General features: G+C 70.7%; 1 protein-coding gene. It reads left to right on the top strand.

Annotated features, from left to right (window positions below; genetic code table 11):
* Positions 1-75: 75 nt before the first annotated feature.
* On the top strand, positions 76-611 hold a 536-nt coding region (surE, locus tag G7A99_RS23680; RefSeq protein ID WP_163144515.1), incomplete at its 3' end, for a 5'/3'-nucleotidase SurE.

Raw genomic sequence — 611 nt, forward strand, 5'->3', positions numbered from 1 at the left:
ACGCACCGCTACTGCTGGATGCGGCTCGCAGTCACGGTATACTGGCCGTCATTGTGACGGGCACTGGGGAGGCGCATGCGCATTCTGGTCAGCAACGACGACGGCTACCGCGCACCGGGACTGAGGGCCCTTGCCGCGGCGCTCGATCGGCATGCGGAAGTGGTGGTCGTCGCCCCCGAGCGCGACCGCAGCGGCGCTTCGAACTCCCTGACACTGGATACGCCGGTACGGGTCTGGCCGGTCCGCGAGGGGGTGTTCCGGGTCGAGGGGACCCCGACGGACTGCGTTCACCTCGCGGTGACCGGGTTGATCGACCCGGAGCCGGACATGGTGGTCTCCGGGATCAACGCCGGTGCGAACCTCGGCGATGACGTCCTCTACAGCGGCACCGTGGCGGCGGCGATGGAGGGCCGGCACCTCGGGCTGCCCGCGGTGGCCGTCTCCCTCGCCGGCAACGAGCCGACCCACTACGACACGGCGGCTGCCGTGGCCGAGAGACTGCTCGAGCAGCTGCGCCGCGACCCGCTGCCGGCGGACACGATCCTGAACGTCAACGTACCCGACCTGCCGCTGGAGCGCATCGCCGGTTTCGAGGCGACGCGGCTCGGCCA

Source organism: Arhodomonas sp. KWT (assembly GCF_010993615.1).